Source organism: Streptomyces sp. Root1310, from assembly GCF_001426425.1.
GTDB lineage: Bacteria > Actinomycetota > Actinomycetes > Streptomycetales > Streptomycetaceae > Streptomyces.
Map to the genome: position 1 here is coordinate 186,302 of NZ_LMEQ01000030.1, position 26,529 is coordinate 212,830.

A 26,529-nucleotide genomic window follows, 5' to 3' on the forward strand; every position below is an offset into this window, starting at 1 on the left:
GGCTCGTAGGAAGGAGCACGGTCGATGACCGCACAGTTGGCTGACGGTGGGGCGACCGCCGCCGGCATCCGCCATGAACTCACCGATGTCATCGCGCCGGCCCCCCGGCCCGCGCCGGACACCGCCGCACCGCGCGCCCGCACCGAGGCCCTCGCGGCCGAGCAGCCGCTCTCTTTGCACCTCTCGCACGACGGAGCTGTCCGATGAGCCCCCGTACCCCCGGCGCCGACCTGCCCGACCACCCCGACCGGCTCTGGCGCAACCCCGAACCCAGGCGGTCGTACGACGTGATCGTCGTGGGCGGCGGCGGCCACGGCCTGGCCACCGCCCACTACCTGGCGAGGAACCACGGCATCACCAAGGTCGCGGTCCTGGAGAAGGGCTGGCTGGGCGGCGGCAACATGGCCCGCAACACCACGATCATCCGCTCCAACTACCTGTGGGACGAGAGCGCGGGCATCTACGAGCACGCCCTCAAGCTCTGGGAAGGGCTGGCGGAGGAGCTGGACTACCCGATCCTCTTCTCCCAGCGCGGCGTACTGAACCTCGCCCACAGCCTCCAGGACGTCCGCGACAGCGTGCGCCGGGTCGAGGCCAACCGGCTCAACGGCGTCGACGCCGAATGGCTGGACGCCGAGCAGGTCAAAGAGGTCTGCCCGATCGTCAACATCTCACCCGACGTGCGCTACCCGGTGCTCGGCGGCACCTACCAGCCGCGGGCAGGCATCGCCAAACACGACTACGTAGCCTGGGGATTCGCCCGCTCCGCGGACGCCGCCGGCATCGACATCATCCAGAACTGCGAGGTCACCGGCCTGGACGTGGTCGGCGGCCGGGTGGTCGGCGTACAGACCACGCGCGGACCCATCGCCGCGGGCAAGGTGGCCCTGTGCTCGGCCGGCCACACCTCGGTCCTCGCCGCCATGGCAGGCATCGAACTCCCGCTCCAGAGCCACCCGTTGCAGGCCCTGGTCTCCGAGCTCCTGGAGCCGGTCCACCCCACGGTGGTCATGTCCAACGCCGTCCATGTGTACGTCAGCCAGGCACACAAGGGCGAACTGGTGATGGGCGCCGGCATCGACGCGTACAACTCCTACACCCAGCGCGGCGCCTTCCACATCATCGAAGAGCAGATGTCCGCCGCCCTGGAACTCTTCCCCGTCTTCGCCCGCGCCCATGTGCTGCGCACCTGGGGCGGCATCGTCGACGTCAGCCCGGACGCCTCGCCGATCGTCGGCCTCAGCCCGGTCGACAACCTGTACCTCAACTGCGGGTGGGGAACGGGCGGTTTCAAGGCCACCCCGGGTGTCGGCTGGGTCTACGCCCACACCATCGCCCACGACACGCCCCACTCCCTCAACGCCCCCTTCTCGCTCGACCGTTTCACCACCGGCGCGCTCGTCGACGAGCACGGCGCGGCCGCGGTGGCCCACTAGGGAGCCGAACCATGCTGCTCATTTCCTGCCCGTGGTGCGGGCCCCGCGACGAGGCCGAGTTCCACTACGGCGGCCAGGCGCACGTGCCCTACCCGGAGGACTCCGCCGCCCTCACCGACGAGGAGTGGGCGCGCTACCTGTTCTTCCGCGACAACCCCAAGGGCCCGTTCGCCGAACGCTGGAGCCATGCGGCGGGTTGCCGGAAGTGGTTCAACGCGGTGCGCGACACCTCGACGAACGAGGTGCTCGCGGTGTACCGGCCGGGAGAGACCCGCCCACCCCTCACGCAGTCCGGCCCGACCGCTGCGGCTCTCGGCCCGGCCGCTGCGGCCCTCGGCCCGGCCGCTCCGGCTGCCGGGGCAGGAGCTTCGGTTGCCGAGCCGGGCCCTTCGGCTGCAGCCCAGGCGGCTTCGGCTCCCCGTTCGGCCACCCCGGCCATCCCGGGCCGTCCGGCCACCATCGAGCCAGGTCCGGCGATCCCGGCGCGTCCGGCCACTCTTGAGCCCGCCCCGGCGATCCCGGCCCGTCCGCCCACTTCGGAGCCCGGTGGGGCAATTCCAGCCCGTCCGGCGATTGAGGACGAGGTCTCTTCAGGGCCGAACGGGGGCCCGGGGGCAGAGCCCCCGACACGGCTCGCGAGCCAACCGCACCGCCTGGCCACCGGTGGCCGGATCCACCGCGACCAGCCCCTCACCTTCACCTTCGACGGCACCGGGTACCAGGGCTACCGGGGCGACACCCTCGCCTCCGCCCTCCTCGCCAACGGCGTCATCACGACGGCGACCAGCATCCGGCTCGGCCGCCCCCGCGGCATCTTCTCCGCCGGGGTGGAGGAACCCAACGCCGTCATCCAGATCGAGGAACCCTTCCCCGAGCCGATGCTCCCCGCGACGACGGTCGAGCTGCACGACGGCCTGGTCGCGAGCAGCCTCCCCGGCCAGGGCCGGCTGGCCACCGAACCGGACCCCGCCCGCTACGACGCCGTACACGCCCACTGCGACCTGCTGGTCGTCGGAGCGGGCCCGGCCGGTCTCGCGGCCGCGGCCGCGGCGGCACGCAGCGGCGCCCGCGTCATCCTCGCCGACGACCAGCCGGAACCCGGCGGCAGCCTGCTCGGCACCGGCGAACACCTCGACTGGGTGGAGGCGACGCGTGCCCGGCTCGAAGCCGCCCCCGAGGTACGCGTCCTGCCGCGCACCACCGTCTTCGGCCACTACGACGACAACCACCTCCTCGCCGTCGAGCGCCGCACCAACCACCTCGGCGCCGCCGCCCCGGAGCAGGTCTCCCGCGAGCGGGTCTGGCGGATCCGCGCCCGGCGCGTGGTCCTCGCCACCGGCGCCCACGAGCGCTCGCTGGCGTTCGGGGACAACGACCGCCCCGGTGTGATGCTGGCCGCCTCGGCCCGGACGTACCTCCACCGGTACGCGGTACTGCCCGGCCGCCGAGCGGTGGTGTTCACCACCAACGACAGCGCCTACGCCGCCGCGCTCGACCTGGCGGCGGCGGGAGTGGGTGTCGCCGCGATCGTCGACACCCGGTCCGAGCCGGGGGAGTGGGCCGAGCGCGCCCGGTCCGCCGGGATCGAGGTACTGGCCGGCCACGCGGTGACGGACACCCGGGGCGGGACCCGTCTCACCGCCGTCACGGTCGCCCCGTTCGGTGAGCCCGCGGGACGCCGAGTGGCGCCCGATCAACAACTGGCTTCGGCACAGGGGGAGTTCGCCGTCGACCTGCTTCTGGTGTCCGGTGGCTGGAACCCCGTCGCGCATCTGTTCAGCCAGGCGGGCGGCAAGCTCCGCCACGACGACGTGCTCGGCACGTTCGTTCCCGGCAGCTGCCGTCAGGCCGTGGAGGCCGTGGGCGGCGCGAACGGGGTCCTCGACCTCGCCACGGCCCTTGCGCAGGGCGCGGCGGCCGGCGCCCGCGCGGTCGAGGCGGAGGGCCACCCCGCCGAGCCGCCGGCCCTCCCGGCCGTCGTCGCCACGCCGCACACCCCGCCCATGCAGGTGTTCGCCGTCCCCACCGCCACCGGAGCGCCCCGGTTCGTCGACCTCCAACGCGATGTCACCGTCGACGACCTGGCGCGGGCGACCGGGGCGGGTCTGCGCTCGGTGGAGCACACCAAGCGCTACACCACGGCCGGCACCGCCAACGACCAGGGCAAGACGGGCGGGGCGCTGGCGAGCGGGATCGTCGCCGAACTCCTCGGCGTGGACATCTCGGCGCTCGGCCTGCCCACGTTCCGGCCGCCGTACGTCCCCGTCTCCTTCGCCGCGCTCGCCGGCCGCGACCGCGGCGCGCTGTCCGACCCGATCCGTACCACCGCCGTCCACGCGTGGCACGTCGCGCACGGCGCCCTGTTCGAGAACGTCGGCCAGTGGAAGCGGCCCTGGTACTACCCGCGGGACGGCGAGGACAGGGAGGCGGCCGTGTTGCGCGAGTGCGCGGCCGCCCGGGGGAGCGTCGCCTTCATGGACGCCTCCACCCTCGGCAAGATCGACGTACAGGGCCCGGACGCCGCCGTCTTCCTCGACCGGCTCTACACCAACATGATGAGCACCCTGAAGGTCGGCATGATCCGCTACGGCGTCATGTGCCGCCTGGACGGCATGATCTTCGACGACGGGACGGTCATCCGCCTCGCCCGGGACCGCTTCCTGGTCACCACCACCACGGGCAACGCGGCCGCCGTACTGGACTGGATGGAGGAGTGGCTCCAGACCGAGTGGCCCGAACTGCGTGTCCACTGCACCTCGGTCACCGAGCAGTGGGCCACCGTCGCCCTGGTCGGCCCGTGTTCTCGCGAGGTGCTCGGCTCGCTCGCACCCCGGCTGGCCGTCGCCAACGACGACTTCCCCTTCATGGCATGGCGGGACACGACGGTCGCGGGCATCGACGCGCGGGTGTGCCGGATCAGCTTCTCCGGTGAACTCGCCTACGAGATCAACGTGTCGCCGTGGGAGGCCCTCGCCCTGTGGGAGGCGCTGTACGAGGCGGGCGCCCCGTACGGGATCACGCCCTACGGCACGGAGACCATGCACGTCCTGCGGGCCGAGAAGGGCTACCCGATCATCGGCCAGGACAGCGACGGCACCGTCACCCCGCAGGATCTCGGGATGGGCTGGGCGGTGTCGAAGAAGAAGCCCGACTTCATCGGCAAACGCTCGTACGCCCGCGCCGACACCGGCCGCGCCGACCGCAAACACCTGGTGGGTCTGCTCCCCGAGGACCCGGGGACCTTCCTGCCCGAGGGCACCCACCTGGTGGCCGACAGTGTGCTGCCCGCGCCGCCCGTCCCGATGCTCGGCCATGTCACCTCCAGCTACCGCAGCGCCGCCCTCGGCCGCACCTTCGCGCTCGCCCTGGTCAAGGGCGGCCGGGACCGTATCGGCGAACGTCTCTACGCGCCCGTGGGCGACCGGTTGGTCCCGGTGACGGTCGCAAGCCCCGTCCTCTACGACCCCGAGGGAGCCCGCCGCGATGGCTGACACCGCTTCGACCGCACGTCAGCGCAGCCCTCTGGCGCACGCCGCCGACCGCCTCGCCGCCGCGACGCGCTCGTCCGGGGGTGCGGTCCGCCTGGCCGAAGTCCCGTTCCTGGCCCAGCTGAACGTCCGCCTGGACGCCAAGAGCCCGGCGGCGGACGCCGTCGGGCTCGCCCTGGGGCTGCAGCTGCCCCTGGAACCCGACACCGTGGTGCGGGGAGGGGACCTGCGCGCGGTGTGGCTCGGCCCCGACGAGTGGCTGGTGGTGGGCCTGCCCGGTACCCGGCGGGACCTGGAGAGCCGGATCCGCTCGGCGGCGGGGGACGCGCCCGTCTCCGTCACCGACGTGTCCGCCCAGCGCACCACCGTCCTGGTCGGCGGACCGCGCGCCCGCGACCTGCTGTCCCACGGCTGCCGGTTGGACCTGCACCCGCGCGCCTTCGGACCCGGCCGGTGCGCCCAGACGACGCTGGCCCGCACCCAGGTCGTCCTGGTGGCCCGCGACGAGCCCGGGGCGGGCTTCTGGGTGCTGGTGCGCTCCTCCTTCGCCGACCACCTGACGAACTGGCTGCTGGACGCGGCGGTGGAATACGGGTGAACGCACACGCGTGAACGCGTACGGGGGAACGCACACGCGTGAACGCGTACCGGGTACCGGTGCCTCCTCAGGCGTCGGGCGCCGCGTGGACGCGTTCCCCCGCCACGAAGGTCTGCAGGACCCGGGTGGCCGCGATCTCCTCGGGCGCGCCGGTGAACGGGTCCCGGTCGAGGACGACCAGGTCGGCGGCCTTGCCGACGGTGATGCTGCCGGTGAGGACGTCGAGGTGGTTCACATGGGCGCTGCCCGCCGTGTACGCGGCGAGGGCGGCGCCGAGGTCCAGGCGTTGTCCGGGCAGGAAGCGCGGGGTGCCCGCGGGAGCGTCCGGGGAGACACGGTTGACGGCGACATGGACGGCCTGGAGTGGGTCGGGGCTGCTCACCGGCCAGTCGCTGCCCGCGGCGAGCGTCGCCCCCGCGCGCAGCAGGTCGCCGAAGGGGTACTGCCGGGCGCCCCGTTCGGGGCCCAGGAACGGCAGCGTGAGTTCGTCCATCTGGGGTTCGTGGGCGGCCCACAGCATCTGGAGGTTGGCGGTGGCGCCGAGTGCCCGGAACCGTCGTACGTCGTCGGGGTGGACGACCTGGAGGTGCGCCAGGTGATGACGGGTGTCCCGGGTACCGTTGGCGGTCCGGGCGGCCTCGACGGCGTCGAGCGCCTCCCGCACGGCCCGGTCGCCGAGGGCGTGGAAGTGGACCTGGAAACCGAGTGCGTCGAGTTCGGTGACGTACTTCTTCAGCTCGCCGGGTTCGACGAAGCTGATGCCGCTGGTGTCCGAGGCGCAGCCGCAACCGGTCAGGTACGGGTCGAGCATGGCCGCGGTGTGGTTCTCGGCGATGCCGTCCTGCATGATCTTCACCGCGCCGGCGCGGAACCGGCCTACGCTCAACTCCTGCCTGCGGGCGACGAGTTCAGGGATCTGCTCGGCCCCCCGCGCGCGGTCCCACCAGAGCGCGCCGACGACGCGGGCGGTGAGCAGCCCCCGCTCCTGGGCCGTGCGGTAGGAGGGGGCCGGGTCGGTCATGTTGGCGTAGGCGCCGACGATGGCGTCCTGCCAGGCGGTGACACCGTACGAGTGCAGCACGGCCTGGGCGCGCAGCAGGGCGGCCAGCTGTTCCCCGGGGGTGGGGGCGGGCACCAGCCGGCCCACCAGGTGGACGGCTCCTTCCTGGAGCATGCCGGTCGGGTTGCCGTCCGCGTCGCGTTCGATGCGGCCGTCGGCGGGGTCGGGGGTGCGGGCGTCGATGCCGGCCCGCTCCAGCGCCAGGGTGTTGACCCAGGCGCCGTGGTGGTCACGGTTGGGCAGGAAGACCGGCCGGTCGGGGACCACGGCGTCGAGTGCCGCGGCGGTGGGGGCGCCGCCGGGGAAGGCCTCCAGGGACCAGCCGCCGCCGGTGATCCATGCGGCGTCCGGGTGCCGGTCGGCGTAGGTCCGGATCCGCCGCAGGTACTCGGCGGGGTCGACGGTGTCGGCGAGGTGACACAGGCCGAGTTCCAGGCCCGCGCCCTGCGGGTGCACGTGGGCGTCCTGGAAACCGGGCAGCAGGAGCTTGCCGGCGAGGTCGACGACCTCGGTGTCCGGGCCGATCAGCGCGTGCACCTCGTCGTGGCCGACGGCCGTGATCCGCCCGCCGCGCACGGCCACGGCGGTGGCGCGGCTGCGGGCGGGATCGACGGTGTGGACGGGCCCGCCGGTGAACACGACTTCGGCGGGGCCCGTGACCTGGGACTGCGACATGGGTGGGGACTCCAGGGAGGGGAACGGGGGCGGAGGGAGGGCGGAGCGTTCGGGCGGGGGCGGACTCAGACGGCCGTGCGGTCCATGGGAAGGACGAGGGTCTCGGCGTCGGTACCGCGTCCGGTGGTGAAGTACGGCGAACGGCGGACGTACTTGGCGACCGCGGCCATACAGAGTCCGGCGAGGACGATGACGGCGGGCAGGGAGAACATGAACCAGCCGTTGTCGGGGCTGAGTTCGAAGTGGTCGCTCATGGTCAGGTACGAGTATCCGAGATAGCAGCCGAGGCCCAGCAGCACCAGACCGGACACGGCGGGCACCCCCACGGCGAGCACGGCCGTGCGCAGCCCTTCGCGTCCGGCGGAACGGAAGCGGACGGCGCACGCGATGGCGGTGAGTCCGTAGTAGAGGGCGACGAGCAGACCGATGGCGTTGACGGCGGCCAGCAGCATGTCACTGAGCCGTGGCAGGGCGACGGCCAGCAGGGCGATCGCGGAGGCGATGACCAGTACCACGACGGTTCCGGCGGCGGGGGTGCCGTACCTCGGGTGCACCCGGGTCCACACCGGGCCCATGGTGCGGTCCCGGCCCATCGCGAGCAGTCCGCGCGCCGTGGGGATCAGCGTGGACTGCACGGAGGCCGCCGCGGAGAACATGAGGGCCACCAAGGGCAGGGTGGCCCAGGGCTCGGCGGCCAGTTTCCGCGCGAGGTACGGCAAGGCCTGCGGACCGTTCTCGATGAGTTCGGTCAGACTCATCTCCCGCTGGAAGGCGACCGAGGCGAAGAGGAACAGGCCGAGCATCGCGAACAGGGCGATCAGACCGCCGCGGGCCGCGTCGCCCGGCTTCCTCGTCTCCTCGGTGACGCTGAAGGCCGCGTCCCAGCCCCAGAAGAAGAACACCGCGAGGACCATGCCCTGGGCGAACGCCGTCCCGTCGGCGATCTCGAAGGGGTTGAACCAGGAGAAGGAGAAGGACTGTTCGCCGGTGACCAGGGCCCAGCCGCAGAACCCCAGCAGCACGGCGTACTCGAAGACCAGCAGCGCGAACTGGAAGCGGGTGGTGGTGCGCGTGCCCGTGACGGCGAGGGCGGTCAGGCCGACCAGCAGCACCAGCCCGACGGCCGTGCTGACGCCGGTGGACGCCGGATCGAGGGCGATGCCCGCCAGGGTGTGCAGGCCTGCCTTGTTGGCGAAGATGAGGACGACCGAGCCCATGACGGCGCTGGTGTAGGCGCAGAAGATCACCGAGCCGACGACGGTGACCCATCCGGTCAGGAATCCCGGCCAGGGGCCGAGGGTTCTGCCGACCCAGGTGTAGCCGTTGCCGCAGTTGGGTTCGGAGCGGTTGAGACGGGCGTAGGCGGTGGCGATACCGAGCACGGGCAGGAAGGCGAGGAGCAGCAGCGCCGGGGCCTGGAGGCCCACGATGGTGGCGACCGTGCCCATGCCGATGGCGATGCTGGTGGTGGCGGCGGTGCTGGAGGCCGCGATGGCGACACCGTCGACGACGCCGAGGGAGCGGCGCAGTCCGGTGCCCGGTCCACCGGCCGGGGCGGCCGACGGGGGCGGGGGCGGGGTGGACGACTGGGGAGACAGGGCGGGCATGAAGGGCTCCTCACGAGGAGGGAGGACGGGGAAGAGCCGCGCGGGACTGTGATGGAACACCTGGTGCGAGTCTTGCGTCAATCCTGTTGACATAAGGGTGCGGGCCCCCTTCACTGCTGCTACGCGGCCCCGACCGACAGGAGCACCCACCATGACCACCCGTGTCCCGCAGGAGCGCAGCCGCCGCCGCCCCACCCGCTCGGGGGTGCTGCTGTCGGAGGAGCTGATCGTGGAGACCGCGCTGCGGCTGATCGGCGAGCACGGCCCGGAGGCGCTCAGCGTGCGCCGGCTCGGCACCGCCCTCGGGTGCGACCCCAGTGCCCTGTACCGCTACTTCCGCGGCACCGACGACCTGGTGCTCGCCGTCGCCGACCGCATCATCGGCGACGCCATGGAAGGCTTCACCCCCGGGGACGACTGGGTGGCCGCGCTGCGTGAGATGGCCCGGAGGGTCCGCGCCGGATACCTCGCCCATCCCCGCGCGGCAGCCTTCGCCTCGTACCGGGTGACCCGGCGGCGCAACGAGATCCGGGCCGTGGAGACCGGGGTCGGTCTCCTGCTCGCCGCCGGTTTCGGACCGGCCGACGCGACGCGTTTGTATCTGACGTTCATCGACACCGTGCTCGGCCACGCGGCCATGGACGCCGCGTTCCAGGCGCTCCCGCGGCAGCAGCGCGAGAGCGACCACCGGGCGTGGAGCGAGGTGTACCAAGGGCTGGACCCCGCGTCGTATCCCGCGCTGACCACGGTGCGGCGCGAACTGCACGCCATGGGGGAGAGCTCGTTCGAGGAGGCGATCGACCTTCTGCTGGAGGCGTTGAGGGCCCGTGCGCCCGGGACTCGGCCGCGCTGATCCCGGTGGTGGGTGACGGCGGGTGGACGGTGTGGCGGCAATCGGGTCAGAACGCGTAGCGCACGCGCAGCCACGGGGCTCGGGAGGCGATCAGCGCGCGAAGCCGGTCCACCGCCCGCCCCTTGACGGGACTCGCGTAACGGACGTTCAGTGCGCCGTTCTCGGAGCGTTTGGTCTCCTGCAGGTCCGGCCGCCACAGGGCGTCCTCGGCCCGGGGATGCCAGCCGAGGTTGACCTCGTGCAGTTCCCGGTTGTGCGTCAGCATGATCACCTCGGCGGCGGCCTGCCGCTTCACCCGGTCGGGCAGGACGTCGTCGAGATGGTCGAGGAGTTCCGCCCAGGCCTCCTCCCAGCCCGGGCGGACGACGACGGGCGAGAGGTTGAAGTGCACCTCGTAGCCGGCGTCCAGGAAGTCGGCGGCGGCGGCGATCCGCTCGGCGACCGGTGAGGTGCGCACGTCCAGCAGCCGGGAGTCCTCCGGGGGCATCACCGAGAAGCGGACACGGGTCCGGCCGCGCGGGTCCAGCGTCAGCAGGTCCGGGTTGACGAACTTGGTCGCGAAGGACGCCTTGGCCGTCGGCCACAGCCGGAACGCGTGGACGAGGTCCGCGGTGTTGTCGCAGATCAGTGCGTCCACCGAGCAGTCGCCGTTCTCGCCGATGTCGTACACCCAGGCCTCGGGGTCACACTGGTTCGGCTCGGGCTTCGGGCCCTGCCGGGCGATGTGCCGGCCGATGTGGGAGATGATCCGGTCGATGTTGGTGAAGACGGTGACCGGGTTGGCGTACCCCTTGCGGCGCGGCACGTAGCAGTACGCACAGGCCATCGCGCAGCCGTTGGAGGCGCCCGGTGCGATCCAGTCGGCGGACCGGCCGTTGGCACGCGTGCTCGGCGACTTCCGCTCCCCGAGGACGAGCGTCTCGCCCTTGACCCGCACCCAGCGCGCGACATTGCCCTCGTTGCCGTGCAACCCCGCAATGTTCCAGTGGGACTCGACCTCGACCAGTCGCGCCCCGGGAAACCGGGCGATGATCTGCCGGCCGCGCGGGGAGGCGGCGGCCGCGGGTTCGGCGTGGATCTCCCGTACGGGCAGCAGTCGCCGCGCGGCGTCGGAGTCACGGAAGGACGGCCGGCCGGTGCTCGCAGCGGCGGGCTCGGGGCCGAGGGCGGCGAGCCCGAACAGGGCGTCGGAGCCGTCGTCCGGGCCGGCGGACGGGGAGTGCATGAACGTTCCGGTTCGGCTGGTGCGGGACTGAACGGATCAAGCGGACGAATCCGCATCGCCCACCTTACGGCGCCTGTCAGCGCGGCGCCGTGTCGCGGGCATGGGTCGCGAGGCGGTCCGCGAGCGCGATCACGAGGTCGCGCAGTTCGCCGGGGCGCTCGATGGTGAACGGCCGGTCGAGGGAGGCGAGTACCGGAGGCAGCCAGTCGAGTCGCTCGGTCCGCAGTTCGACGAGCAGCCAGCGCTCGGTCGCCGGATCCGTGTCCGCCGCCAAGGCGGGATCCGCCACGCGCGCGACGCTCGCGGGAAGCCGGGCGCGGATCTGTTCGACCGTCCCGTGGATCCGCAGGGTCACCTCGTGACGGTAGGCCGCCGTGGCGAACCCGGACAGGACACGCTGCGCCGGGTCCGGTCCGGTGGGTGCCTCGAACGACCCGGGCAGGGTCCGCGCGTCGGTGACGCGGTCGAGTCGCAGGGTCCGCTCCTCCCCGATCCCGGGGTCCGCGCCGGTGACGTACCACCGGCCCTCATGGGCCACCACCCCGTACGGGTGCAGCGTGCGGTCGCTGCGCCGGCCGCCGCGGTCGGTGTACCGGACCGAGACCGGCCGGCGGTGACGCACCGCGTCGGCGAGGGTGAGCAGCACCCCGCCGTCGGGGGCGGCGAACTCGCCGGGAGGTTCCGTGAAGGCGAGGGAGGCCAGGACCGTGTCGAGCCGGCGGGCGAGGCGCTCCGGCAGTACGCGCCTGATCTTGGCCGCCGCGGTCTCGCTCGCGGTGGCTGTCGCCGTCGTCAGCCCCGTCCGGCGGCCGGCGACCAGGCCGAGCAGTACGGCGATCGCCTCGTCGTCGCTGAGCATCAGCGGAGGCAGGCGGTAGCCGGGGGCGAGGCGGTAGCCGCCGTAGCGGCCGCGCACCGACTCGACGGGCACGTCGAGGTCGATCAGCTGGTCCACGTACCGCCGCACGGTGCGCCCGTCCACGCCGAGCCGGTCGGCGAGTTCGCGCATGGTCCGGGTGCCGCCCGACTGGAGGAGTTCCAGGAGGGTGAGCACGCGGCCGGTGGGTCGGGACATGGTGCGACCCTAGCGCGCATAGTGGACCGATTCTGTCCACTATTCGTTCTAGCGTGCGAGGTGCAACGGCTTCAGAACCAAGGAGAGCACCATGGACTTCGTCTCGATCCGGATCATCACCGGTGACGTCGCACGCCTCGTCGCGTTCTACGAGAGGGCCACCGGGGTGCGGGCGGCGTGGTCCACCGAGGACTTCGCCGAACTCGGCACGCCCGGCGCCACCCTCGCCATCGCCGGCACCCGTACGGTCCCGCTGTTCGCGCCGGGCTCGTCCCGTCCCGCCGACAACCACAGCGTGATCCTCGAGTTCCTCGTCGACGACGTGGACCGCGTGCACGGCAACCTGAGCGGCTTCGTGACCGACTTCGTCAACGAACCCACCACCATGCCCTGGGGCAACCGGTCGCTGCTGTTCCGCGACCCGGACGGCAATCTCGTCAACTTCTTCACCCCGGTCACCCCGGCGGCGATCGCGAAGTTCGCCCGGGAGGGCCGGGTGGCGCCGGCCTCGTGAGACGGGTGTCGCGGCGACGAGAGGCCGCTGAGCGGGACGCGGAGGCCCGGGCCCCGCGGGCGGCCGCGGTCCGCTATTCGGCCGTGACGAACCGCAGACGGCGGCGGACTCGGGGCGGGGCGTTCCTGCGGGCCCGGATCTCCTGGACGACGGCGACGACGACGATCACGCCCCAGCCCACCGAGAACACCCCGGTCTGCTCGTCCGAACCGAGCGCCAGCCAGCCGACTCCGAGACCGCCCAGCGTCAGCCCGGCGGCCGCCGCGAGGGGCGAGGGGCGTCGCCTGCGCAACGCGCGGACGAGACAGAGCGTGGCGAGGGCGAGCGCCGGAACGGCCAGGATCTCGACGTTGTCGTGCGCGGTGTAGTCGTGGCTGATGTCGGCCTGAGCGGGGTCGTAGCCGCCGCTGTAGTCGTCCTCGAAGAGCCGGTTGCCGGAGGAGTCGGCGGGCAGCTCGTAGTACGCGCCGTAGGAGGAGTCGTAGTAGTAGAGGGTGCTGAAGTCGCTCTCCGTGACGGAGGAGTAGTCGTAGTCGTCGACCCCGCCGCCGACCGCGACGCTCGCCGTGACCAGGGCCCCGGCCCCCCACCACAGCACCGTCGAGGTGACGGGAAGCCAGCGGAACAGGGCGAGCCCGAGTACGACGGCGGCCACCCACACACCGGCGAGCTCGTCGGACGCGTCCGCGTAGCTGTCCTGGTAGCCGATGGTGACGATGCCGGAGACGACGATGCCCAGCAGGGCGGTGATCCTTCCGGCGGTGACGGTGAACCGCCGCTCGCCGGACGAGGGCGACTGACCGCCGCCGCTCGTCGGCGCGGTGCGGGGCGTCGTGGCACCGCCGTCCGCGGGGCCGGGCACGACCGGGTCGACCGGCCCACCGGGAGGCGGGACGGCGGGCCTGGGCGGCGTCAGCGCGGTACGGGTCTGCTGCTGCGCCAGCGCCGTGTGCCCGGGGCCCGCCTTCGTGTCGGCCTTCGTGCGCGCGGGCGGCACGGCGGGCGCGGGCGGCGCGCCGGGCGCCGGGGTGGCGGGCGCCGGGGTGGCGGTCCGCGGCTTCGGCGTGGCCGCCGGGGCGCTGACCGCGGTGAGCGTCGCCGCCAGCGTGTCCCGCAGCTCCGCCGCGCTGCCGAGCCGCTCCTCACGGTCCTTCGCCAGGGTCCGCAGCACGAGGTCGTCCACCACGGCCGGGATCTGCGGGCGCAGCCGGGAGGGCGCGACCGGATCCTGGCTGATGTGCTGGTGCATCACCGCGAACGGGGAGTCGCCGAGGAACGGCGGCCGGCCGGTGAGCAGTTCGTAGAGCAGGCAGCCCGTCGAGTACTGGTCGGAGCGACCGTCCACCGGCCGGCCCGTGAGCTGCTCGGGGGAGAGGTAGGCGGGTGTGCCCACCGTCATGCCCGTCGCGGTGAGGCGGGTGGTGGTCTCCGCGACGACCTTCGCGATCCCGAAGTCCAGGACCTTGATGCCGCCTTCGGACGTCAGCATGACGTTGGACGGTTTGATGTCGCGGTGGATCAGGCCCTGGGCGTGGCTGTGGGCGAGGGCGTCGGAGATGTCCCTGGCTACCGCCAGCGCCCTGACGACCGTGAACGCGCCGTCGGCCAGGGCCGCGGTCAGGGTGCGCCCCTCGATGAACTCCATGACCAGGAACGGCGTCGTCTCGCCGTCGGTGGTGTCCTCGCCGACGTCGTGCAGCACGGCGACGTTGCGGTGGTTGAGCGAGGCCACGGTGCGCGCCTCGCGGCGGAACCGGACCCGGAACTCCTCGTGCCGGGTGAGTTCCGGCGGCAACACCTTCACCGCGACGGTGCGGCCGAGCTCCCGGTCGGTGGCGCGCCAGACCTCCCCCATTCCGCCGCGTCCGACGGCCTCGACCAGTTCGTATCTGTCCGCGAGCACCCGCATGGCCTGCCCCCCTGGTGGCACAGGGCGGCGCGACAACAGCCCGGCCGCCCGAAGTTCCGGAACAGCGGCAGACGAAAGGGCGGCACATCCGGAACTCCCCGGTGGCGGTGTGTCCTTCGCCCGACCGCCCGCTCACCCTACTGGCGAAAATCCGGTCAGGGGATATTCGGCACTTATCAGTACAGATGTGCGACTCCTGCGCGGCTCTCCTCGCCCCTTACCCGGCGCACGACGGCGGTCCGCACGGGCGGTGCGCGCCGTGGCCGCCCTCAGTCGGCCGTCCGCAGCAGCAACTTCCCCGTCGAGGTGCGCCCGCCCATCAGCCGGTGCGCCTCGGCGGCGTCCGCCAGCGGGAACTCCGCGGTGACCGGGAGGCTCACGGTGCCGTCGGAGACCGTACGGAAGGAGCGCTCGGCCAGGGCGCGCAGCGCCTCGGGCGCGGACCCGGCCAGCCCCAGGATGGAGAAACCGCCGACCGAGCGGCCCCGCGCGTACAGCTCGGGCTGCCCGACGTGCCACGGTTCGGCGCCACTCGCGTTGCCGAAGGACACCAGGCGTCCGAAGACGGCGAGCGCGTCGAGACCGCGGAGCAGGGTGTCGCCGCCCACCGGGTCGAGCACCAGGTCGACCCCCTTGCCGCCGGTGACGCGGCGGACGTCGGCGGTGAAGGTGTCGCCGACGAACGCCTCGTCGTAGCCGTGCTCGAGGGCGTGCCCGGCCTTCGCCGCGGACGACACCACGCCGTACACGCCGTCGGCGCCCGCCGCCCGGGCCAGCTGACCGGCCACCGTGCCGATGCCGCCGGCCGCGCCCTGCACCAGCACGCTCTCCCCGGCCCGCAGCCGCCCGACCTCGTGGAGCAGGGCGTACGCGGTGGGCACCACGGCGGGCAAGGTGGCGGCGGTGCGCAGATCCAGGCCCTCGGGGAGCGGGAAGACGGTGACGGCGTCGGCGACGACCACCTCCGCGTAGGCGCCGCCGTCGACCAGCGCGGCGACCTCCTGACCCGGCCGCAGCCCCTGAACGCCGTCGCCGACGGCCCGGATCCGCCCGGACGCCTCCAGGCCGGGCCGGAACGGCAGCGACCGCACCCGGTATCCCTCGGTGCGCGCCTTGAGATCGGCGAAGTTCACACCGATGTAGGCGGCGTCGATGCTCACCTGGCCCGGCCCGGGTTCGGGGGTCTCGGCCCGGACGACCTGCAGCACCTCGGGGGCGCCGTACTCCTGGAACTCGACTGCGCGCATGACGGGTCACCGCACCCTTCGATGAGTGTTCAATGGGAAGCGAACACTGGGACTGTAAGATATCCGTCGAACACTCGGCAACCCGCCGGGACGCTCCGCGAGGTGTCGCCTCGGGGTGGTGGTGGAGAGGGGAGGGGCATGTCGAACGAGGCTGGTGGAAGCGGCCACCGCGCGGCGCCGGTGCACACGGATCCCCGGGAGGTGTCCGTGCTCACGGCGCTGTCGGCGGTCTCCGACCCGGTGCGCATCAAGCTGATCCGCGACCTGGCGGCCTCCGCCGACTGGACGCGCAGCTGCGGCAGTTTCGACGTGCCCGTCGGCAAGGCCGCGCTCAGTCACCACTTCTCGGTCCTGCGCGGCGCCGGGCTGGTCGAGCAGCGCGACGAGGGCCCGAGGCGCGTCAACCGGTTGCGTCGCGAGGAGTTCGAGGAGCGCTTTCCCGGGCTGCTCGCCCTGCTGCTGCGTGACGACGGCGCCGTCGTCGCCGAGTGACCGGCGGGCCCCCGCGCGCCGGTTCCTGCCTCGGACCGCCTTCCGTCGGCGGGGCGGTGCGCCGGTGGGCCGACGGCCGGGGGCGTGTCGAGCGCGCCGGTCGGCTCGCCTCCGGCTGTCGCGTCACCTCGGGAAAATCATCACCGAGCCCCACGTCGAGGGCGCCCGCACCGGCGGGATTCGATAAGGTGTTCCATTTATGGGGGATGACAGGTTAGGGTCATTCCGAACGATCTTGCACGGAGGTGCCCCGGATGGAGAACACCGCGTCCGCCCGCCGGGGGCGTCCCCCGGGGCCCCGGACCGCCGAAGGAGAGCTGACGAACCGCCAGTCGGCCATCGTCCGCTACATCACGGAGTCGGTCGAACGGCAGGGCTACCCGCCGTCGATGCGGGAGATCGGCCAGGCCGTCGAGCTCGCCAGCACGTCCTCGGTCGCTCATCAGCTGATGGCCCTCGAACGCAAGGGCGTGCTCTACCGGGACCCGCAACGCCCCCGCGCCTACCGGGTCCGGCCCTCGTGGGCGCCCGACCTGGGCGGCAGGAGCGAGACGCGGGTGGACGTGCCGCTCGTCGGGCGGATCGCCGCCGGCGCCCCGCTGCTCGCCGAGGAGATGGTCGAGGACGTCTACGCCATGCCCCGCCAAGTCGTGGGCGACGGCGACCTGTTCGCCCTGACGGTCTCCGGCGACTCCATGATCGACGCGGCGATCTGCGACGGCGACATCGTGACCGTACGGCGCCAGGACAGCGCCGATCACGGGGACGTCGTCGCCGCGCTCCTGGACGACGAGGCCACCGTCAAGGTGCTGCGCCGGCAGGACGGGCAGGTGTGGCTCATGCCCCGCAACCCGGCCTACGCGCCGATCCGCGGCGACCAGGCGCAGATCCTCGGCAAGGTCGTCGGCGTCCTGCGCCTGCTCTAGGGCGGGCGCGCCACCCGCACGGACCGGACGGGTGGGCACGATCCGTCGGGCCGCCCGGTCAGCAGCTCCTGACGTACTCCGTCCCGCTCGCGTACCGCTTCCACTCCGACGGCGACAGTCCCGCGTCGGCCAGTCGGGCGCAGGCCCGGCGCAGCAGGTCGTGGCGGGCGGACAACGTGGAGCTCAAATCCCACAGGTCGATCTGCGTGATGGTCTGTGAGGCCAGCGTCCGGCCGTCGGGGAGGAACGTCATGGCCAGGGGCATCGGCAGCCGGTTGTGCAGGGCCGGGCCCATCCTGCGGGGCTGGCTCGGGTCGGTCAGGTCCCACAGCAGCACGGTCCCGATTCCGATGCCCGCCGCCAGCACGGAGCGGTCGGGAGAGATCGCGACCGACCCCACCACACCGTCCTGGACCGCGGTGAGGTGCGACAGGGGACTGGGACGGCGCACGTCCGACACGTCCCACAGGGACAGGGCGGCGGTGCTGTGACCGACCACGAGCAGCCTGCCGTCGGCGGACAGGGCGAACGAGGAGCGGTCTCTTCCGATCTGACCGATGTCCGTGGTGCTGATCTTCGTGGGGTTTCCGGAGCCGGTCGGCACGTCCCAGAACACGGCCTTGCCGTCCATCCCCACGGTGAGCAGTGTGCGCGTCGATCGGACGAAGGACACCAGGCGGAGACCGGTGGGGTGTGTCAACTCCGCCAGCCGGAAGGCCCGTTCCGGATGACTGGTGTCCCAGAGGATGACCTTGCCGGTGAAGTCACCGGTGGCCAGCCGGGATCCGTCGGGTGACCAGCCGTACGACTGGGGCACGCCTTCGTGTCCCCGTAGCGGCCTGCCCTGCCGTCGCGTCCTGCCGCCGTCGGTCCTCCGGAGCACGACGTCCGTCAGCCGCTCGCCGCCGGCGGTGGCCAGCAGATCTCCGCCGGGTGAGAGAGCGGATCCGCGCGCTGCCCGTCTCCACTCCTCCGGCAGGCCGGACCCGGGGCTGACTACCGGTTCCAGAGACCGCGTGCGGTCGGGCCGTCCGACGTCCCACAGGAGGGTCTTGCCGTCGCTGGCGGTGCTGGCGAGGAGGGTTCCTCCGGCGGTGAGTTCCCCGTCGGTGGAACCTGGGGCGTGTCCCGCCAGCGGGGTGCCGAGCCGACGCGGTCGCTCCCGGTCGGCCGTGTCCCACAACAGGACCCTGCCATCGACGCCGCCGGTGGCCAGGAGGTGGTGGGAGACCTCGGCGGCCATGGTGTTCATCGTGGCACCGTGGACGAGCGGCATGTCCGTGCGCTGGAACGGCAGGGTGTCGAGCCGCACGAGTTGCACGCGGCCGTCGTCGCCGCCGCAGGCCAGTACTCCGTCAGCGACGAACCGCACTCTGTTCACCTGGCTGTAGAGGCCCACGTAGACGGAGGACGAAGACTCCTGCAACTCCTCGGGGTGGCGCGGGTCCTGGATGTTCCACACGGAGACGTGTCCGGAGAGGGTGCCGAGAGCCAAGGTGCGATGGTCGGCCGACAGGGCCACGGAGGTGACACTGTGCAACTCCTCGGGGAGCGGCAGGGGGGCGCCGAGTCTGCGGGCCGAGGCGCCCGCCGTGTCCCACAACTGGACGGAGTCCTTTCCGTCACTGGTGATCAGGAGAGCGCCGTCGGCGGACAGGGCCAGACGGTCGGCCTTGTCCGACGGATCGCCACCGTGGTTGATCCTCACCATCGGCTTGAGCCTGGTGGTTCCGCCAGGATCGATGCGGACGTCCGCGACGAGGCTGCTGCGATGGTTGGCCAACGCGAGCCGGTGGCCGTCGCCCGACCATACGGCGGAGGTGATGGCCGTGCTGGAGACCGGTGCCGAGCCGATGCTCGCCGGGGCGGCGCGACGCGCGGTACTCCAGAGCCTCAACTCCTTCCCGGTCCCGGCCGCCAGGACCTTGCTGTCGGGACGCCAGGCGAGCGCACTGACCGCGCTCGCATCGACCTTGCTCTCGGACCTCCCGATGTACGTGGGTCGTTCCGGGCGGGAGATGTCCCAGAACCGCACGGACCCGTCGGCGCCGCCGGCCGCCAGCATGCGCCCGTCGGGAGAGAGGGCGAGCGCGGTGGGTTCGGTGCCGAGCCCGTCGAGTGTGGCGAGGTGACTGGAGGTCGTCAGCGTCTCGAGCAGACTCGCCCGCGTCGCCGGTTCGTCCGCGTCCAGCTTGTAGGCCGCCAACCCCAGCCGGAGGGCGAGCCGGGGGTCGCTGACGCGGAGCGCCTCGGCCCTTCTCATCAGGTTTCGCGCTGTGGAGCTGCGGGCCTGGGCGGCGGCATGGCGGGTCTGCTCCGACGCGGTTCCGCGCTGCCACAGGAAAAGTCCCGACGCGATCATGGCCAGGGCGAGCACGCAGGCCAGCGAGACCTTGATGCGCCGTGCCCGGCGGGCGGCGGCGCGCCTTCGCCCATGGCTCATGGCCACGAAGTCGGCGATGCCGTCGGGCAGTCCGCGCTGCTGCGACCATACGAGCCCCGCGGCGAGATCGGTCCCGTCCAACAGGTCACCCGGGTCGGGGGCGGCGGACTTGCCCTCGGCCTGTTTCCCCGGCCCGGCGAAGCGCGCCTGGCGCTCGGCAGTTCGGTGCAGCCAGGACTGGAACTCCTGGTCCGCGGCCACCCAGTCGCGCAGGGTCCCCCAGTCGCGGATCAGGGCGTCGTGGACGAGTTCGGCGGTCGCCGGGACTTGGCCGCCGCCGGCGTGAGGTGCCACACGGGTCGTGATGATCCGCCGCTTGAGCAGGAGGCCCAGCACCACGTCGAAGTCCTGGCCGCTCCGCTCACCAGGCACCTGGCCGGTCTCCCGGTCGGCCTTCTCGCCCTTCTCGTCCACGTCCGGGCCGGCCGCCGCCGGATCCGCTGCCAAGGCGCGCAGGTGGTCGAGGGACACCTGACGGCGGGTGGCGGGAATCGCGTGGACGTCGTCGGCGGGGCGTACCAGCGCCGTCAGGATCCGCTCCGCGATGAGCAGGAGTTCGGGCGCGAGCCCCCGGAGCGCGTGGTCGCACCACGCTGTGAGACTCCCGGAGACCCCGCCCAGCCGCTGGTACGCGTCGTGGGTGAGCCGACCGTCACGGCGGTCCTCCCACAGCCGGCTGAGCGTCAACTGGAGAGCCGGCAGCAGGGTCGCCGATGCCTTCCGGCCGGCGGCGGCAGCCGGATCGGCCGCCAGCACGTCCGAGACGATCCTTTCCGGCAACCCCTCCTCCAGGTGTGCACCCGCGACCCGTGCCGGCTCGGCGATGACCGCTCGCAGCTCCGTGATGTCCAGCGTGGTGCGTACCGGGAACAGTCCCGGTGTCACGGCCTTGAGTAGTTCCGGAGCCGAGGCGGCCAGCCGGGTGAAGTAGTCGTCCCGCAAAACCAGGACCAGACTGACGGCGCTGTCCGAATCGATCACCGCGACAAGCTGCCGGGTGATGTCCGCCAGGACCTCGTTCGCCGTCGCCGTGCCGGAAGCCGGACCGGTGAACACCTCCTCGAACTGATCGATGACGAGGAGCAGACGGCGCGTCGTCGATTCGCCGGCCAGCCGGCGTTCCACCGCCGAGGCGATGCCCTCGCTCCTGGCACCGGTCAGCCCGGCCGCTTCCAGCTCGCCCAGCAAGTCCCGCCCGGGCCGGGCCGTCACGGACACCCACCGGCTGCTGCCGGGTACCCTCCCCTCGGTGAGGGCCGGAAGCAGGCCCGCCCCGACCAGGGACGACTTGCCCGCACCCGAGGGACCGAGCAGCAGCATGACCCGCCGCTGCCTCTCCAACACGGCCAGAGCCTCCTCCACGACGGCTTCCCGGCCGCGGAAGTACCTGGCGTGCTCCTCGGTGAACGGCTCGAGCCCCCGATACGGGCTGATCTGGCTCTCGGACAGCCGGGGCCAGGCCTCGCGCAGTGACAGGGTGGGCGTGGCGTAGGCGACGTCCAGGCCCCGGAAGTAGGTGTCCTGGGGCGTGATCGCCGTCACCATCCCGATGACCAGGCCCGTCGTCTCGTCCACGATCGGGGCGCCACTGAAGCCCGACGTGAGGTCGTTCGCGTCGGTCAGTTGCATCAGCGCGGGTGTGTCGCCGCCGGCCGGGATCAGATCACCAGCCGTGCAGAAGCCGTAGCGACCGCTGTCGGGCGAGTTGGCCGGAAACCCGAACGTACGTACCCGATGACCGCGGCACCCCTCGGCGGATCCGAGAGCCAGCGGCACGGCGCCCGTCGCCGGTTCTTCCACCCGCAGGACGGCGATGTCCTCGGCGTCGGGCGTCCGCCAGCCCTCCGCCTGCACGCGGGCCGCGGTCCGGGGTGCGCCGGGAAGGTGGGGGAACTCGAGCTCTATTCGTCCACCGGGGCCACCGCCCGCGGCGCGGACCACGTGGGCACAGGTGATGACGAGGTCGTGGGCGACGAGGAATCCCGTTCCCGCCGTCACGTCGTGCGCGCCCCGTACGCGGGCGATCGAATGGGCGATCGAGGCGGTTCCGGGGTCCGCCCCGGCGGGGAAGAACGGAGGGCCATGGCGATGTGTCATGTCGCGGCCCCCTTACTGCGAGGTCCCGGTACCGCTCCAGGCGGCTCTCACCTTCAGGTGAACCGCGCCCGTCCCCTTGGTGATGAGGGCTCCCGCCTCCGCGGACAGGGTCACCCCGAACTCCACCTCGATCTCGTCGGGACCGGCCCGCCTCAGCTGGTCCAACACCGCCCGTGCCGCATCGCCCACCGGTGTCAGCGACTGCTCCAGCGTCTGGGGCAGCTCCCTCACGGCGTCCCCGAACCGGCTGACCTTGACGGGACCCTCGTGTTCCGCCGCGGCCTCGAACTGGATGACGCCCCCGCCCTCCAGCGGAACCCTGACCACGCTTTGCATGTGACTCCCCCCATGTCCGGCACCTTCGTGGTGACCGGATGGGCGCCGACGCTACTGGGCCCAGACCGCGCGGACCCTGCGGATCGACGCGAGCGAGGCCGCTGTTCATACGGAACGGTGAGCGTTCATACGCATGTTCATACGGATCGGCGGGCGCGAGGTGTTCCGGGCACCGGAGACGGCGTCCGGCGCGTGGTGCGCCTCGGCGGGCGGGGGCATGCCGTGTGAACGACGGGTGATCGCGGGACGGCGCCCTACAACCCGGCGACCTTCGCGCTCGCCGACAGCTCGTAGACCAGGGTGACGGTGCGTCGGCCGCCGGGTGGCAGGGCGAGGCTCCAGCAGGCGATGCCGTCGGCGTCGACCGTGTCGGGGGCGGGAGAGCAGGCTTCCTTGCGCAGCCGTACCTCCACCGCCGAGACCTCGGAGACCGGGATCCGCTCGCGCAGGACGACGACCCGTTCGCCGTGCTCGCCGGGGGACGAGAACCGGGACACGTGGAGGCGGACAGTGCGCGTGACCACGGTCCGCTGGGTGAGCGTGGCGGTGTCGCGGGTCTCCTCGGTGTGCCGGACGACCCGGTGGTCGTCGCGGCTGCCGTAGGCGAGTTCGACGGGGGCGTGCGGCGCGGTGAAGTCCAGGGTGCCGCGGCCGGTGAATCCGCTGCCGCGAATCAGGTCGACGGGTCCGGCGAGCAGTGCGTGCCCGGACCGGTTGTCGAACCGCGCCACCTGCGTGATTAGCGGGGACAGCTCGGGCGTGCAGGCGTACTCGATGCGCGCGGTCGTGGCGAAGGAGGAGAGCGGCACACGGTGGGCGCGGCCGTCCGCGGGCACCGAGACCGGCGCGGGGGAGTTCAGCACGCGTACCTCGTCGCCGTCGTCCACTCCCGGCAGACCGAGCACCGGTGCCGGACCGAGGTCCGCGATCTCCTCCTCGCGCAGCTCGACGTCGACCGTGCGGCGCTCCGCGGAGGTGCGGTCCTGGAGCGTCAGCCGGTCCTCGTCCAGCCGGGGCGGCTCGGTGGACTGCGCGGAGCGTGCCGTCGACAGCGTCAGCCGTACGTCGGACCAGTCCTCGCCGGTGCGCTGCCAGACCATCGCGTCGGTCTCCAGCGTGAGGGAGCCGCCGTCGAGTACCGCCCGGTAGGCGGGCCGCCACAGCGCACACGGCGTGAGGTGGCTGACCCGCAGGTCGGCCGGCCCGGCGGCCGTGGCCTCGAGGGTCAGCTCGATGTGGCCGACCAGTTCGGCGGGTTGCTCCTCGGCGAGGTCCATGACCCGCCGGGCCTCGGCGAGTTCGGAACCGAGTACCGACAGCCGGGCTTCCACGGTGCGCAGTTGCTCGCCGTAGGAATCGCGTTCCTCGTCCACCCGGTCCAGTTCGCGGGCCCAGCGGAGCGCTTCCGACTCTCCCGAGCCGGCGCCTTCGCCGATCTCCCGCAGCAGATCGGCGGCGAGCCGGCCCAGCGCGTCGACGCGGGCGTGCAGCCGGTCGCGCCGATGCCCGAGGGCGAGCAGCTCCTCGTCCAGCGTGTGCACCCGGTGGCGCAGCGCGGAGTCGCCGTCGGACGGCTGCGGCCCGCGCGGCGTCCAGTCGCGGACGATCCGTACGTCGAGCACGGTCGCCGGGTGTGCGGCGGTCAGCTCGGCGTGGAGCGTACGGTCGACGGCCAGCGCGCTGACCGGCCCGAGACGCAGCCTGTGCACTCCCGCCTCCAGGTCGAGCACGGTGGTGCGTTCGACGTGGGCGCGGTCCTCCAGACAGGTGACGGCGGTGACGGGGAGGGGAATCGGCTCCGGTGCCATGGACATGGGTGTGTCAGCTCCTGCGGTTGCCGCCGGCCAGCGTCTTGGCGGACGCGATGCGGATCTCGTAGCCGCCGTCGAGGGCGGTGGTGGCGCCGGCGGGCAGGTCCACCCGCCAGACGCGGGTGCCGGGTGCGTGCCGCTCCGGGCCCGCGCCGTCCCGGGGCGCCGTCCAGTCGGCCCGTTCCTCGATCCGGATGTCCGCGTCGGAGGTGACCGGGACCCGCTCGCGGACCTCGACGGTGACGGGCTCGCCGAGCTGGTTGGCCAGCTCCACGTGGACGCGGTGGTCGAGCACGGTGGTGCTGCCGCGCAGCCCCGAGGTCGACTCGTGCAGGTTCGTACGGCGGGTGACCCGGACGCCCTGGGCCGGACCGAGCCCCACCCGGCATTCACTGCCCGGGGCGAGCGTGGGCAGCGCCGTGGTGAGCAGGAAGTCGTCACCGGCGGTGACCTCCACCGGGCCGGCCAGCAGCGCCTGGTCGGTGGAGTTGGAGAGCACCAGCGTCGCGTAGACGGTCTGTTCCACGGACGGCACGCAGAGGTACTCGGTGCGCAGGCCGACCGGGATCTCGCCGACGGTGACGGTGTGCCAGGTGCCGTCCGAGGGAATGTCGGCGCGGGCCACGGCGTCGAAGCGGTGGTCGAAGGAGCCGGCCGACTCACGAGGCCGCACGGCATGTCCGGGCAGCGGCAGTGCGGTCACCGCCTCGGCGCGGCGGCGGTACTCGGCCGCCACCGGGTCGAAGGGGGAGTCCGGAAACAGCAGGCCCCGGCGACCGCCCTGCTCGTCGGGGCCGCACAGCACGAGGGCGGTGTAGTCGAGTTCGGCGCCGCTCGGCCTTGGCGGACCGGCGGCCGGTCCGGCGTGCTGCGGCGCCGGAGCGCCGCCAGGGGCCGCGGGTGCCGGGGGCGGTGGCGCTGCCGCCCGGGCGAGCGCGGCCGGCGGGGCCATGGCGGCGGGGGCCGCGAGGGGCATGCTGCGGGCCCGCGGCCCGCCGCCCGGTCGGGACGGGACGGGCTGCGCGGACTCGTTCCACCCGCCGGCGAGGGGCCTGCCCGCGCTGCCCGGCGGAGGCACAGGGGGCGGTGCGCCGTAGGCAGGCGGGGCCGCGGCGAGCGACTCGCCGTACCCCTGCGGTGCCGGCGGCACCGGCGGAACCGGACCGGGCGCGGAGCCGGCCGCGGCCGCCACGGCGAAGGGGCCGCCCTCGGGAGTGAGGGGAGCGGCGGTCCTGGTCGGCCGAAGGGGTGCCACGTCGTACCCGGCGAACAGGTCGGCCAGGCCCGTCGGAGGCTCGCGCCAGCCCGACGGCAGAGGCGCGGGCTGACGGCGTCCGATCCGGAGCGAGCGGAGCCTCGGCAGGTCGGTTCGGCGCCGTAGGTCGGCGGTGGCCAGGGCGACGCGCACACCGGTCCAGTCCTCGCCGGTGCGCTGGGCGACGGAGGCGCGCAGCACCAGACGGCCGCCGCTGTCGTCCTGACGGTAGGTGAGACGGTACGTCGGCACCCAGACCGCGCCGGGCACGCCGTACTCCAGCTCCACTTCCGCGTCACCGGTGCCGTCGAGCGTCAGAACCGCCGACACGGTGGTCTCCACGTGAACCGCCGGTGCGTCGGTGGAGGCGCGGGCGAGCCGGTCGGCGGCGACGGAGAGCGCGTGATCCGCGTGGCCCAGCGCCTCCTCCAGCTCGGCGAGGCGGGTGTGCAGCCCGGCCAGCCGCTCGTCGACGAACTCGGCGAGCTCCAGCCACGCGTCGACCGGGGTGCGGCGGTGCGGGTCATCGCGCCTGCGGGCCGGCGGAACCGGCCGCAGCGCCTTGACCTCCTCGATCAGGCGCAGTTGCCGGTCCCGGCGTCCCTGTGCCGCCGCGCGCTCGTCGAGCAGCCGCTCCACCTCGTGCCGCAGGGATGCGGGGGCGGTCCGGGCGAGCGGTTCGGCCTCGACCTCCACCCGTGCCTCGGTGACGCGTACACCGGCGGTGCCGGTGACCCGGGCCCGCAGGGAGCCGGGGTCCAGTGAGCGGGGCAGTCCCGTCACCCGCACCCGGCCGTCCGGCGGCACACTGCCCGAGGCCAGGCGGCGGCAGACCGCGCCCTGGGCGTACACCACCACCGAATCGAGGGTCGACCCCCACCTCTGTGCCGTTCGAGACCTCTGTGCCGTTCGAGCTGTCATGCGCCTCGCCCCCCGCCGCGTCCGTGCTGAGCGAAGCCTACGCGGAGCGGCGACGGAGCCGGCCGAACGGGCTGGATCACGGCCGTCTCGCAGAGAAGCGAACTCCCGGCGGGCCGCGTACGTCCCGCCCTGGTGCGGCCACGTGGGCGGGAGCCGAGGCGGTCGGCGGCTCGTCGAGCGGGAGCGGACCGAGGGCGCCGGCGGTCACGAGCCGGCCCGGTTCGGGCTTGCGGCGTGATGTGTCCTCGGCGGTCGGCGGTCGGCGGTCGGCGTGGACTCGGCGTGGCCGGTGCACCGCAGTGGGGGAAGGAAGCCGGTACGGGGCGGTCCGTCTCGTCAAGGATCTCGCCAGGGAGATGGCGGTGGGGAGGGCCCCGGCGAGCCTTCGCGATGGCACAGTCGGCGGTGTCGGGCGCGACCGGAACCCCGAGCCCGCCAGCCTTCCTCCTGTTCGTCCACGATTCACTCACGTCGCAGATGCAATGTGTGCTTATAAATCCGTGTTCTGGTGACTCGGAGCCCCTCACCTGCCGCAGTGCGCGCCGGTGGGGGACCCTTCGC

The 26,529-nt window shown here is 73.0% G+C and carries 18 protein-coding genes; 8 read left to right on the plus strand and 10 right to left on the minus strand.

Going from position 1 to position 26,529, the window contains the following annotated elements:
- The first annotated feature begins 24 nt into the window (after positions 1-24).
- The 4 genes from ASD48_RS28090 to ASD48_RS28105 are packed head-to-tail and all read left to right on the plus strand — an operon-like array spanning position 25 to position 5,522.
- Positions 25-207 (plus strand): hypothetical protein, encoded by a 183-nt coding sequence (locus ASD48_RS28090; RefSeq protein WP_057604529.1) that lies wholly within the window; start codon positions 25-27, stop codon positions 205-207.
- A complete protein-coding gene (locus ASD48_RS28095) occupies positions 204-1,436 on the plus strand; it encodes a sarcosine oxidase subunit beta family protein (protein ID WP_057604530.1) in 1,233 nt (410 codons plus the stop codon). Before ASD48_RS28090 ends, ASD48_RS28095 begins: the two co-directional genes overlap by 4 nt.
- 11 nt (positions 1,437-1,447) lie before the next feature.
- Entirely contained in the window at positions 1,448-4,927 is a 3,480-nt protein-coding gene (locus tag ASD48_RS28100; protein ID WP_057604531.1) for a sarcosine oxidase subunit delta family protein, read from the plus strand.
- On the plus strand, positions 4,920-5,522 hold the full coding sequence (locus tag ASD48_RS28105; RefSeq protein ID WP_057604532.1) for a sarcosine oxidase subunit gamma family protein: 603 nt from the start codon (positions 4,920-4,922) through the stop codon (positions 5,520-5,522). Before ASD48_RS28100 ends, ASD48_RS28105 begins: the two co-directional genes overlap by 8 nt.
- Positions 5,523-5,589: 67 nt before the next feature.
- On the opposite strand, the gene ASD48_RS28110 is transcribed toward ASD48_RS28105, so the two are convergent.
- Entirely contained in the window at positions 5,590-7,257 is a 1,668-nt protein-coding gene (locus tag ASD48_RS28110) for an amidohydrolase (RefSeq protein ID WP_057604533.1), read from the minus strand.
- 65 nt (positions 7,258-7,322) lie between these two features.
- Positions 7,323-8,864 carry an APC family permease gene (locus tag ASD48_RS28115; protein WP_079074008.1) on the minus strand — a complete coding sequence of 514 codons (1,542 nt, stop codon included), beginning with the start codon at positions 8,862-8,864 and terminating at the stop codon, positions 7,323-7,325.
- 151 nt (positions 8,865-9,015) lie between these two features.
- Here ASD48_RS28115 and ASD48_RS28120 point away from each other — a divergent pair, with 151 nt between their 5' ends.
- On the plus strand, positions 9,016-9,717 hold the full coding sequence (locus ASD48_RS28120) for a TetR/AcrR family transcriptional regulator (RefSeq protein WP_057604534.1): 702 nt from the start codon (positions 9,016-9,018) through the stop codon (positions 9,715-9,717).
- A gap of 46 nt (positions 9,718-9,763) precedes the next feature.
- On the opposite strand, the gene ASD48_RS28125 is transcribed toward ASD48_RS28120, so the two are convergent.
- Both ASD48_RS28125 and ASD48_RS28130 read right to left on the minus strand, forming a co-directional pair.
- Positions 9,764-10,942, minus strand: a complete 1,179-nt coding sequence (locus tag ASD48_RS28125; RefSeq protein ID WP_057604535.1) for a spore photoproduct lyase family protein — start codon at positions 10,940-10,942, stop codon at positions 9,764-9,766.
- Between the two features lie 76 nt (positions 10,943-11,018).
- A complete protein-coding gene (locus tag ASD48_RS28130; RefSeq protein WP_057604536.1) occupies positions 11,019-12,017 on the minus strand; it encodes a YafY family protein in 999 nt (332 codons plus the stop codon).
- 91 nt (positions 12,018-12,108) lie between these two features.
- On the opposite strand from ASD48_RS28130, the gene ASD48_RS28135 reads away from it, so the two are divergent.
- Positions 12,109-12,531: a VOC family protein gene (locus tag ASD48_RS28135; protein ID WP_057604537.1), complete on the plus strand. Its 423-nt coding sequence runs from the start codon at positions 12,109-12,111 to the stop codon at positions 12,529-12,531.
- Positions 12,532-12,604: 73 nt separating this feature from the next.
- On the opposite strand, the gene ASD48_RS28140 is transcribed toward ASD48_RS28135, so the two are convergent.
- Positions 12,605-14,440: a serine/threonine-protein kinase gene (locus ASD48_RS28140; protein ID WP_057604538.1), complete on the minus strand. Its 1,836-nt coding sequence runs from the start codon at positions 14,438-14,440 to the stop codon at positions 12,605-12,607.
- A 269-nt stretch (positions 14,441-14,709) separates the two neighbouring features.
- Entirely contained in the window at positions 14,710-15,687 is a 978-nt protein-coding gene (locus tag ASD48_RS28145) for a zinc-binding dehydrogenase (protein ID WP_057604539.1), read from the minus strand.
- Between the two features lie 138 nt (positions 15,688-15,825).
- Here ASD48_RS28145 and ASD48_RS28150 point away from each other — a divergent pair, with 138 nt between their 5' ends.
- Positions 15,826-16,179, plus strand: a complete 354-nt coding sequence (locus ASD48_RS28150; protein ID WP_057604540.1) for a helix-turn-helix domain-containing protein — start codon at positions 15,826-15,828, stop codon at positions 16,177-16,179.
- Between the two features lie 254 nt (positions 16,180-16,433).
- Entirely contained in the window at positions 16,434-17,105 is a 672-nt protein-coding gene (gene lexA / locus ASD48_RS28155; protein ID WP_057604541.1) for a transcriptional repressor LexA, read from the plus strand.
- A gap of 58 nt (positions 17,106-17,163) precedes the next feature.
- Here the strand turns inward: lexA and ASD48_RS28160 are convergent, their stop codons facing one another.
- The 4 genes from ASD48_RS28160 to ASD48_RS28175 all read right to left on the minus strand — a co-directional run bounded on the left by ASD48_RS28160 (position 17,164) and on the right by ASD48_RS28175 (position 25,905).
- Complete coding sequence (locus tag ASD48_RS28160; protein WP_057604542.1) at positions 17,164-21,645, minus strand: trypsin-like peptidase domain-containing protein; 4,482 nt, start codon at positions 21,643-21,645, stop codon at positions 17,164-17,166.
- 12 nt (positions 21,646-21,657) lie between these two features.
- On the minus strand, positions 21,658-21,981 hold the full coding sequence (locus ASD48_RS28165; RefSeq protein WP_057604543.1) for a CU044_2847 family protein: 324 nt from the start codon (positions 21,979-21,981) through the stop codon (positions 21,658-21,660).
- A gap of 254 nt (positions 21,982-22,235) precedes the next feature.
- Complete coding sequence (locus ASD48_RS28170; protein ID WP_057604544.1) at positions 22,236-23,795, minus strand: mucoidy inhibitor MuiA family protein; 1,560 nt, start codon at positions 23,793-23,795, stop codon at positions 22,236-22,238.
- A gap of 7 nt (positions 23,796-23,802) precedes the next feature.
- Positions 23,803-25,905, minus strand: coding sequence for a DUF4139 domain-containing protein (locus tag ASD48_RS28175; RefSeq protein WP_057604545.1), 2,103 nt, complete (start codon positions 25,903-25,905; stop codon positions 23,803-23,805).
- Between the last annotated feature and the right edge of the window lie 624 nt (positions 25,906-26,529).

Excerpts from the sequence above, each read along its gene's own strand:
- ASD48_RS28090 (WP_057604529.1), top strand. The coding sequence starts at position 25 with ATGACCGCACAGTTGGCTGACGGTGGGGCGACCGCCGCCGGCATCCGC.
- ASD48_RS28095 (WP_057604530.1), top strand. The coding sequence starts at position 204 with ATGAGCCCCCGTACCCCCGGCGCCGACCTGCCCGACCACCCCGACCGG.
- ASD48_RS28100 (WP_057604531.1), top strand. The coding sequence starts at position 1,448 with ATGCTGCTCATTTCCTGCCCGTGGTGCGGGCCCCGCGACGAGGCCGAG.
- ASD48_RS28105 (WP_057604532.1), top strand. The coding sequence starts at position 4,920 with ATGGCTGACACCGCTTCGACCGCACGTCAGCGCAGCCCTCTGGCGCAC.
- ASD48_RS28110 (WP_057604533.1), bottom strand. The coding sequence starts at position 7,257 with ATGTCGCAGTCCCAGGTCACGGGCCCCGCCGAAGTCGTGTTCACCGGC.
- ASD48_RS28115 (WP_079074008.1), bottom strand. The coding sequence starts at position 8,864 with ATGCCCGCCCTGTCTCCCCAGTCGTCCACCCCGCCCCCGCCCCCGTCG.
- ASD48_RS28120 (WP_057604534.1), top strand. The coding sequence starts at position 9,016 with ATGACCACCCGTGTCCCGCAGGAGCGCAGCCGCCGCCGCCCCACCCGC.
- ASD48_RS28125 (WP_057604535.1), bottom strand. The coding sequence starts at position 10,942 with ATGCACTCCCCGTCCGCCGGCCCGGACGACGGCTCCGACGCCCTGTTC.
- ASD48_RS28130 (WP_057604536.1), bottom strand. The coding sequence starts at position 12,017 with ATGTCCCGACCCACCGGCCGCGTGCTCACCCTCCTGGAACTCCTCCAG.
- ASD48_RS28135 (WP_057604537.1), top strand. The coding sequence starts at position 12,109 with ATGGACTTCGTCTCGATCCGGATCATCACCGGTGACGTCGCACGCCTC.
- ASD48_RS28140 (WP_057604538.1), bottom strand. The coding sequence starts at position 14,440 with ATGCGGGTGCTCGCGGACAGATACGAACTGGTCGAGGCCGTCGGACGC.
- ASD48_RS28145 (WP_057604539.1), bottom strand. The coding sequence starts at position 15,687 with ATGCGCGCAGTCGAGTTCCAGGAGTACGGCGCCCCCGAGGTGCTGCAG.
- ASD48_RS28150 (WP_057604540.1), top strand. The coding sequence starts at position 15,826 with ATGTCGAACGAGGCTGGTGGAAGCGGCCACCGCGCGGCGCCGGTGCAC.
- lexA (WP_057604541.1), top strand. The coding sequence starts at position 16,434 with ATGGAGAACACCGCGTCCGCCCGCCGGGGGCGTCCCCCGGGGCCCCGG.
- ASD48_RS28160 (WP_057604542.1), bottom strand. The coding sequence starts at position 21,645 with ATGACACATCGCCATGGCCCTCCGTTCTTCCCCGCCGGGGCGGACCCC.
- ASD48_RS28165 (WP_057604543.1), bottom strand. The coding sequence starts at position 21,981 with ATGCAAAGCGTGGTCAGGGTTCCGCTGGAGGGCGGGGGCGTCATCCAG.
- ASD48_RS28170 (WP_057604544.1), bottom strand. The coding sequence starts at position 23,795 with ATGTCCATGGCACCGGAGCCGATTCCCCTCCCCGTCACCGCCGTCACC.